This is a genomic window from Dietzia sp. DQ11-38-2, assembly GCF_014145055.1.
Classification (GTDB): domain Bacteria; phylum Actinomycetota; class Actinomycetes; order Mycobacteriales; family Mycobacteriaceae; genus Dietzia.
In genome coordinates, this window is sequence record NZ_JAALDW010000039.1 from 1 (window position 1) to 8693 (window position 8693).

Consider the following 8693-nt stretch of genomic DNA (forward strand, 5'->3'; position numbering starts at 1 on the left):
CGGGCGCCGGGCCTCTGCTCCCCGGTTCAGCCTCCCCGCCCCGGCGCTGCCCTCAGCGCTCCCCGGCGATGGTCTCGGCGCGGGTCAGGCAGGCACGCGCCCGCTCGTCCAGCTCCAACGAGAGCGTCTCGCCGGCGGGGACCGTCACCGCCCGCCCCTGCACGGTGCAGTCGAAATCCGCACCGTTGAGGTTGACGATCGTGATCTCCGTGTGGGTGCACCGGACCCGCACGTGCGTTCCGCGCACGGTCAGCCGGAACGTCAACGCGCCCCATTCGGCCGGCACCCGGGGGTCGAACGAGATGTCGCCGCGGTAGTCGCGCATCCCGCCGAACCCGCTCACGAGCGCCGACCACACCCCACCCGCCGAGGCCACGTGGATCCCGTGTGCGGCGTTGCCGTGCACGTCCGCCAGGTCCACCACGAGCGCCTTGGAGAAGTGCTCGAAGGCCTCGTCGCAGTAGCCGATCTCGGCGGCGATGATCGACTGCACGACCGCCGAGAGAGTGGAGTCACCCGTGGTGAGCGGATCGTAGTACTCGAAGTTGGCCCGCTTCTGCTCCTCGGTGAACTCGTCGCCCCGCAGGAACATCGCCAGCACCACGTCCGCCTGCTTGAGCACCTGGTGCCGGTAGATCACCAGAGGGTGGAAGTGCAGCAGCAACGGGCGACGCGGGTGCTCGAGATCCTGGTCCCAGACCTCCTTGGCCAGGAAGTCCTGGTCCTGCGGGTGCACGCCGAGGGTCTCGTCATAGGTGATCACCATGTTCTCGGCGGCACGCCGCCATTCCGCGATCTCGCCGTCGTCGATCCTCAGCCGCCGGCAGATCGCCGCCCACCGGCCGTCACCCAGTTCGGCGATGCGCTTGCAGGCGACCGCCGCCGCCGCCAGGTTGAACCGCGCCATGGCGTTGGTGAACAGGTTGTTGTCCACCACGGTGGTGTACTCGTCGGGCCCGGTGACGCCGTGGATGTTGAAACACCCGTCTTCGGCGAAGAACCCGAGGGAGACCCACATCCGGGCGGTCTCGACCAACACGTCCACACCCTCGCGGATCATGAACTCCTCGTCACCGGTGGCCCACAGGTACTTGACCATCGCGTGCGCGATGTCGGCGTTGATGTGGTACTGCGCGGTGCCGGCCTCGTAGTAGGCGGAGGCCTCCTCGCCGTTGATCGTCCGCCACGGATAGAGCGCGCCGTTCACGGACAGGAAGCGGGCGCGGGCGCGGGCCTTGTCGAGCATCGAGTAACGGAAGCGCAGGGCGTTCCGGGCGAAGCGCGGCATCGTGTAGGTGAGGAACGGCAGGACGTAGGTCTCGGTGTCCCAGAAGTAGTGACCCGAGTAGCCGCTCCCGGTCACGCCCTTCGCGGCGATCCCGTAGGTTTCGGCGCGCGCGGAGGCCTGGGCCAGCTGGAACAGGTTGAATCGGATGGCCTGCTGGGTCTCGGGCGGGCCGTCGACCTCCACGTCCCCGCGGTGCCAGAAGTGGTCGTACCAGTCGCGCTGCGTGCGCTGCAGGTCCTCCACTCCGCGGTCGCGCGCCCGGGACAGGGTTCGCGCGCACCGGTCGGCGAGCTCACCGGCGGGGACCTTCTCGGAGGTGTGGTAGGCGGCCAGTTTGGTCAGCCTCAGGACGCGGCCGGGCGTGACGTGGGCGTGGTAGACGACCTTGGACGCGTCGTCATCGCTTTCCACGCTCATCGCGATCTCGTCTTCGGTCTCGACCTCGTGGTCCACGGCCACGGCGATCGACATCCCGGAGTTGGCGCAGCGGTACCCGTGCACCTGGTACCCGCGCTGGCCGGCGGAGACCACGGGCTCGAGCACCCGGTGGTCGAAGCCGTCCGACCGGCGCGGATCGAACCCCTCGGGCACGGTCTCGGCGGAGTGGTACTCGTCCTCGCCGTCCTGCCGGTTGAGGACCTGCGAGGAGATCACGACCGGCGCCGGCTCCTCGGGGAGCTCGATCTCGTAGGTCATCACCGCGAGGTGCTTCTCCACCATCGAGACCATGCGAGTGGTGCGGATGACCACCTTCTTGCCGGCCGGGGTCCGCCAGGTCAGCTCGCGGCGCAGGATCCCGTCGCGGAAGTCGATACTGCGTTCGTAGTGCTCGAGGTCGGCCTCGCTCACGCGCAGCGGCTCGTCGTCCACGTAGACGCGGATGGTCTTGGTGTCGGGGGCCTCCACCATGGTCTGGCCCTCGCGCGCCAACCCGAAGGCGTCCTCGGCGTGCTGGATGTGCCAGGTCTCGTGGAATCCGTTGACGTAGGTGCCGTGGGTGTGGGAGTCGCGGCCCTCCTCCGGGTTGCCGCGCATGCCCAGATACCCGTTGGCCACGGCGAACTGCGTCTCGGAGACGCCCAGCGCAGTGGCTTTGGGGTTGGTCTCCACCCAGCGCCACGGGTCCGCGGGGTGTGTGGAGCGGTTGATCTCCGGCACCTCCAGGTGACTGCGGAGGTTGACGCCGTAGGTCGTCCGGATGTTGCCGGGGACGGACTGCCCGATCGTGTCGTGGACCGGGCCGCGTCCGGGGGGGACGGGTGTCATGACCGTGCCTCCGTCAGCCCGGGGATGAGGTCCGCCAGGTCGTCGACGACGATGTCCGCACCCTCTCGGAGCAGTACCTCACGCCCCGCACCGCGATCCACACCGACGACGCGCGCGAACCCGCCGGCGGCGCCGGCCTGCACGCCCGAGACGGCGTCCTCGATCACCGCGCAGCGGCCCGCGGGCACGCCCAGCAGTTCTGCGGCCCGAAGGTAGGTGTCCGGGCGGGGCTTGCCGGGGATCCGATCCGCCTGGGCCAGCAGGCCGTCGACGATGACCTCGAAACGGTCCAGCAATCCGGCCGCCTCGAGCACGGGGCGTGCGTTCTTGGAACTGGAGACCACGCAGGAGGCGATCCCGGCGGCGTCGAGGGCGTCGAGGTAGGCGACCGACCCCGGGTAGGGCTCGATCCCCTCGTCGAGCAGCTCGCGGAAGACGATGTTCTTGCGCTGACCCAGGCCGTTGATCGTGTCCGCGTCGGGCGAGTCCTCGTCGTCGCCCTCGGGGAGGGTGATGCCGCGCGCGGCGAGCATCGACGCGATACCCTCCACGCGGGGTTTGCCGTCGATGTAGTGGAAGTAGTCGGAGTCCGAGTACGGGGCGATCCCGCGGTCGGCGAAGTAGGCGGTGAACATCCGCTTCCACGCCTGCATGTGCTTCTCGGCCGTCGGGGTGATGACCCCGTCGAGGTCGAAGAGCACAGCATCGATGCCGTCATGGTCCATGTCGAATCCTGCTTCCGGGTCGGTGGGCCGATCGGGCTCAACCGGTGACGCATCAAGGGTAGACACCCGGCCCGGGGACCGAGCCCATCACCTCCCCCCGTGCGGCCCATCTCACTGAGGCGCGGGGGTGGAGGGCGGATCACCATGCCTCCACGCGGGCGACAATGCACCGTTGTCGGGTACCCGGTGGCACTATGGTCGATGACTCTGTACTAGAAGGAGAGAGATGCGACTTCGCACCCGCAATCCCCGCCGTGTCGCGATCGCCGGCCTCGCACTGGTCACCGCGGCCGCACTGACGGCCTGCACGTCCGACGACGAAGGGAACGGCGACGCCTCGGGCGACGCCCAGACCACGACGACCGTCAACGAGTCCGCGCCCCAGGCACCTCTCGACCAGCTGGTCCTGGGCGAGGGCGAGGCCCCCGGTGGCGGTGTGGTGCAGGTGATCGAGCCGGCTCTCCTCCAGGAGGCGGTCGACAAGCTCGTCGCCGACCAGGGCAAGCAGCTCATGGAGGACCCGGCGTGCGACAGGGTCTCCCGACTGGAGACGGTCTCGAACTTCGCGACCACCGACGGCCTGACCGCGGCGGTGCGGTACAAGCAGTCGGAGGAGGACGAGACTGAGCACCGTTTCGGGATCGGCATGGTGGGCGAGAAGCTCGACGACTTCATGGACCGCTCGCTGTACGAGGCCTGCACCTCCTCGCGGAGCACCACCAACCCGGACGTCGAGCTCGTCATGACCGTGGACGACGCCCCAGCCCTCGAGGGCGTCGAGGGCTTTCGGGTGACCAGCGACTTCATCACCACCCGGCCCGACGGCACCCGTTCGCTGAGCCGGGCCATCGCGATCCACGGCTACACCCGCGAGACCACCGTGAGCGTGGAGTACGCGGCCCGCGGCAACGACCCGGCGGCCAACCCGGTCCTGCCCTCCGCGGACGGCGCGCTGGATGCCATCTACCAGGCGCAGATGGCCAAGATCGCGACGGCCGAGTAGCAGGCTGTCGCCGGCACCTCAGCCGGCGACGGCACCCCGGTCATACGAAGAGAGCGTTCCGCGCACGTCGCCCCGGAGGCGGTGCGCGGAACGCTCTTCTCGTCGGCCCCCGGCCTGTCGCCGACAGAGCCGGGCGGCGCCCTACAGGTTGATCATGTGCCCGCTGACGCCCTCGATGGCCTCCTTCATGGCCTCCGACAGCGTCGGGTGGGTGTGCACGTTGCGCGCCACGTCCTCGGCGGTGAGGTCCCACATCTGGGCCAGCGTCAGCTCGGGCAGCAGCTCGGAGACGTCGGGGCCGATGAGGTGCCCGCCGAGCAGCTCACCGTGCGTCGCGTCGGCCACGATCTTGACGAACCCGACCGCGTGGCCGAGGCCCTGGGCCTTACCGTTGGCCGAGAACGGGAACTTGCCCACCTTGACGTCGTACCCCTCGTCGCGGGCCTGCGCCTCGGTGAGCCCGAAGGAGGCCACCTGCGGCTGACAGAAGGTGGCGCGGGGCATCATCCGGTAGTCGCCCAGCGTCTGGGTCGGCGCGCCGGCCATGGTCTCCGCCGCCACGACGCCCTGCGCCTCGGCCACGTGGGCCAGCTGCAGCTTGGCCGTGACGTCGCCGAGCGCGTAGATGCCCTCGACATTGGTCCGCATGTGGTCGTCGATCGCGATGGCGCCGCGGTCGGTGAGCTCCACGCCGGTGTTCTCGAGCCCGTAACCCTCGACGCGGGGCGCGAATCCCACGGCCATCAGCACCTTGTCCACGGTCAGCGTCTGGGTCTTGCCCTCCTCGCCGTTCTTCTCGACCTCGACCTCGACCGAGTCGCCGTTGTCGGTGACCTTGGTGGTCTTGTGGCCGGTGAGGACCTTCACCCCGAGCTTCTTGTAGTGCTTGGCGATCTCCTTGGAGACCTCGGCGTCCTCGTTCGGCAGGAGGCCGTCCATGTATTCGACGATCGTCACCTCGACGCCGTAGTTGGCCATGACGTAGGCGAACTCCATGCCGATCGCGCCCGCACCCACGATCACGACCGAGTCCGGGAGCTCGCGGGAGAGGATCTGGTCCTCGTAGTCCACCACGTTCTCGCTCAACTCGATTCCGGGGAGCGTCTTGACCACGGAGCCGGTGGCGATGATGCAGTTGTCGAAGGTGTACGCGGTGCCGTCGACCTCGATCGTCTTGTCGTCGGTGAAGCTGCCGAAGCCGTCGATCTCGGTGATCTTGTTCTTCTTCATGAGGAAGTGGACACCCTTGACGATGCCCTCGGAGACCTTCCGGCTGCGGTCGTAGGCCGCGCCGAAGTCGAAGGACACATCACCGGAGATGCCGTAGGTCTTGGCCTCACGCAGCACCGTGTTGGCCAGCTCGGCGTTGCGGAGAAGCGCCTTGGAGGGGATGCACCCGACGTTGAGGCATACCCCGCCCCAGTACTTCTCCTCGATCACGGCCACTTTGAGGCCGAGCTGGGAGGCGCGGATTGCGGCGACGTAGCCACCGGGGCCCGCGCCGAGGACGATGAGGTCGTAATGAGTGTCAGCCACGCCACACAGGGTAGCGCTCCGGGCGGCCCGGATGAGCCGGAGCGATGCGGAACCCCACCCGAAATGACCGTCGCCGCCTCCTCCCGGGGGGAGGGGCGGCGACGGTACCCGCGTCGGGTGCGATCAGGACAGGTTGCCCAGGACCGACTTCAGCGCCGTGGCGACGAGGTTGCCGATGGTATCGGCGATCTGGTCGGTGATCGTCTGCGTGGAGCTTCCGGTACCGGTGGCGTTGCCGAGGGAGTCCGTGACCGAACCGAGGCTGAGAGAACCCATTGTGTATCTCCGTTTATCGAGTGCATTCCCGAGGGGTTCGAGAATGGCCGGGTCAGGCGACCCCTGCATGTCGTTGATGGTACTGACGCTACGGCTCGGTAACAAGAGCCTGTGTATTTCTTACCTCCGGTACGGATGTCCCCACGCCGCACACGGCATCATCGGGGCATGACCTCACCCGTATCGCCCGACAACTCACCCGCGTCAGCCGACCCGTACCTGCACCTCGAGGACGTCGATTCGGCCGAGGCTCTCGAGTGGGTCCGGGTACGTAGCGACCGCACCGTCGCGGACCTGGCCTCCGGCCCGGAGGCCGAGGCCGCCTACGCGCGCGCCCTCGAGATCCTCGACGCCACCGACCGCATCGCGTGGCCGGTCCTGCGGGGCCGGTACGCCTACACCTTCTGGCGGGATGCCGACCATCCCCGCGGGCTGTGGCGACGGGTGCCGTGGTCCGTGCTGGTCAGTGGCGCTCCGGGCGTCGATCACCCGGCCTGGGACACCCTCGTGGACGTGGACACCCTGGCGGCGGAGGAAGGGGTCAACTGGGTCTATTCGGGAGCGGTGGTCCGGCGTCCCGCCGACGACAGGGCGCTGCTTCGGCTCTCACGCGGGGGCGCGGACGCGGTGGAGGTCCGCGAGTTCGACCTGACCACCCGCCGGTTCGTCCCCGAGTCCGAAGGCGGGTTCCGACTGTCGGAGGCCAAGAGTTCGGTGTCCTGGGTGGACCGGGACACGCTGCTGCTGTCCTCACCGCTGGACCCGGAGGGATCGGACGCCACCGACTCCGGCTACCCGCGCCTGGCGAGGGTGTGGCACCGCGGGTCCGACCCGCTCGACGCCCCGGTCATCTTCTCCGGGCGGACGCAGGACGTGGCGGTGGGGGCCTCGTACGACCTCACTTCGGGCCGGTACACGGCCAGTCGCGCCCCGGACTTCCACTCCTCCGAGGAATGGTTCTGGTCCCCGGGGGTCGATCCCGCCACCACGGCGCCCCGCCGGATTCCGGTGCCCGAGGACTGTCGGGTGAGTTCCTGCGGGGACTGGCTGCTGCTGCGCCCGCGCACCGACCTCGAGGTCGCGGGCCGATCCCACCCCGGCGGTTCGGTCCTCGTGGTGCCGTGGTCCGCCGTCGACGCCGATCCCTCGCGACTGCCCGAGCCCGTCGTGCTGTTCTCCCCCACCCCCTCCACGACGGTCGAGGACGTGACCTGGGGCCGGGGCCGGATCCTGCTGACGATCCTCGACGACACCGAGTCCCGTCTCGAGGCGTACGCGATCCCCGGGTCGGCGGACGGGGCCTGGGAGCCCCGTCCGGTCGAAGGGCTACCGGACCACGTGTCGGTGGACGTGCTGTCCTGCGACCGCCTGTCCGGCCGGGGCGACGTCGGGGGCGACGACGAGGATGACGGGAACGAGCGCCCCCACCCCGATGACGCCGTCCTGGCGGTCTCCGGTCCGATCGTCCCGCCCTCGCTGGTGTTACTCCGCGCGGACGGCACCACCACCACACTCGGGTCCACCCCCGACCGTTTCGACGCCACCGGCATCGAGGTCACCCGTCACACGGCTGTGAGTGACGACGGCACCTCAGTGCCGTACACCGTGATGCGGGGCCCCGGGCCCGACGGGCCCAGACCGACCATCCTCTACGGCTACGGCGGTTTCGAGGTGGCGATGCGACCGTCGTACGCGGCCCTGCGCGGGGCGCTCTGGCTCGCCGGAGGGGGCGCCTACGTGGTGGCGGGGATCCGGGGCGGCGGCGAGTACGGGCCCTCGTGGCATCAGTCCGCCGTCCGGGAGAACCGGCCCCGCGCGTTCGAGGACTTCGCGGCCGTCGCCCGGGCCCTCGTGACCACCGGGGTCACCACCCGCGACCAGCTGGGGGCGACCGGCGGATCCAACGGTGGCCTGCTCATGGGCGTCATGCTGACCCGATACCCGGAACTGTTCGGGGCCCTCGCGATCGCGGTCCCGCTCCTGGACATGCGGCGCTACCACCTGTTGCTCGCCGGCGCGTCCTGGATGGCCGAGTACGGCGACCCCGACTCGGACGACTGGGACGATTTCCTGGGCGCCTACTCGCCGTACCAGCACGTCCGACCGGCCACCGAGGGCCCGTACCCCCCGGTCCTCATGACCACCTCGACCCGGGACGACCGCGTGCACCCGGGCCACGCCCGCAAGATGACGGCCGCGCTCGAGGCGGCCGGGCACGAGGTCGCGTACTACGAGAACGTCGAGGGCGGCCACGCCGGCGCCGCCGACAATTCGCAGGAGGCCCGGAAGGCGGTGCTCACGTACGAGTTCTTCAGGCGTCGGCTGCCTCGTCGTCCCCAGGTGGGCTGAGCGCCACCTCCCGGTCCATCCAGGCCAGCACCCGGGCGACCACCTGCGCGGGTGTGCGCGCCCACGTGTTGTGGCCCAACGCCTCCGGCTCCACCTCGAGGCAGGTCCGGGCGGCGGGGAGCATCGCCAGCAGCCCACGAGCGGCGCTCTCGGGGGCGAGTGGGTCGTCGGCGATCACCACCGACAGCGCCGGGACCGTGACGCGGGTCAGGCCCTCCCGGTAGTCGAGATCGGCGCGCGCCGGCTGCAT

6 protein-coding genes and 1 pseudogene are annotated in these 8693 nt (G+C 69.7%); 2 read left to right on the forward strand and 5 right to left on the reverse strand.

What is annotated here, in order from left to right:
• Window positions 1-52 precede the first annotated feature (52 nt).
• Together G6026_RS01680 and G6026_RS01685 are read right to left on the reverse strand one after the other, a co-directional pair.
• Window positions 53-2554: a glycosyl hydrolase family 65 protein gene (locus G6026_RS01680; RefSeq protein ID WP_107757379.1), complete on the reverse strand. Its 2502-nt coding sequence runs from the start codon at window positions 2552-2554 to the stop codon at window positions 53-55.
• Complete coding sequence (locus tag G6026_RS01685; protein ID WP_182612059.1) at window positions 2551-3279, reverse strand: beta-phosphoglucomutase family hydrolase; 729 nt, start codon at window positions 3277-3279, stop codon at window positions 2551-2553. Before G6026_RS01685 ends, G6026_RS01680 begins: the two co-directional genes overlap by 4 nt.
• 226 nt (window positions 3280-3505) lie before the next feature.
• Here G6026_RS01685 and G6026_RS01690 point away from each other — a divergent pair, with 226 nt between their 5' ends.
• Window positions 3506-4282, forward strand: a complete 777-nt coding sequence (locus G6026_RS01690; protein ID WP_107757381.1) for a hypothetical protein — start codon at window positions 3506-3508, stop codon at window positions 4280-4282.
• Between the two features lie 141 nt (window positions 4283-4423).
• Here G6026_RS01690 and lpdA read toward each other — a convergent pair whose 3' ends face one another.
• Window positions 4424-5818: a dihydrolipoyl dehydrogenase gene (gene lpdA / locus G6026_RS01695; protein WP_182612060.1), complete on the reverse strand. Its 1395-nt coding sequence runs from the start codon at window positions 5816-5818 to the stop codon at window positions 4424-4426.
• A 123-nt stretch (window positions 5819-5941) separates the two neighbouring features.
• Window positions 5942-6094, reverse strand: a complete 153-nt coding sequence (locus G6026_RS01700; RefSeq protein WP_182612061.1) for a hypothetical protein — start codon at window positions 6092-6094, stop codon at window positions 5942-5944.
• 168 nt (window positions 6095-6262) lie between these two features.
• On the opposite strand from G6026_RS01700, the gene G6026_RS01705 reads away from it, so the two are divergent.
• Window positions 6263-8443: a prolyl oligopeptidase family serine peptidase gene (locus G6026_RS01705; protein ID WP_182612062.1), complete on the forward strand. Its 2181-nt coding sequence runs from the start codon at window positions 6263-6265 to the stop codon at window positions 8441-8443.
• On the opposite strand, the pseudogene G6026_RS01710 reads toward G6026_RS01705, so the two are convergent.
• A pseudogene (locus G6026_RS01710) lies at window positions 8406-8693 on the reverse strand (hypothetical protein); the annotation flags it as partial. The gene G6026_RS01705 and the pseudogene G6026_RS01710 overlap by 38 nt on opposite strands.

Excerpts from the sequence above, each read along its gene's own strand:
- G6026_RS01690 (WP_107757381.1), top strand. The coding sequence starts at position 3,506 with ATGCGACTTCGCACCCGCAATCCCCGCCGTGTCGCGATCGCCGGCCTC.
- G6026_RS01685 (WP_182612059.1), bottom strand. The coding sequence starts at position 3,279 with ATGGACCATGACGGCATCGATGCTGTGCTCTTCGACCTCGACGGGGTC.
- G6026_RS01705 (WP_182612062.1), top strand. The coding sequence starts at position 6,263 with ATGACCTCACCCGTATCGCCCGACAACTCACCCGCGTCAGCCGACCCG.
- G6026_RS01680 (WP_107757379.1), bottom strand. The coding sequence starts at position 2,554 with ATGACACCCGTCCCCCCCGGACGCGGCCCGGTCCACGACACGATCGGG.
- G6026_RS01700 (WP_182612061.1), bottom strand. The coding sequence starts at position 6,094 with ATGGGTTCTCTCAGCCTCGGTTCGGTCACGGACTCCCTCGGCAACGCC.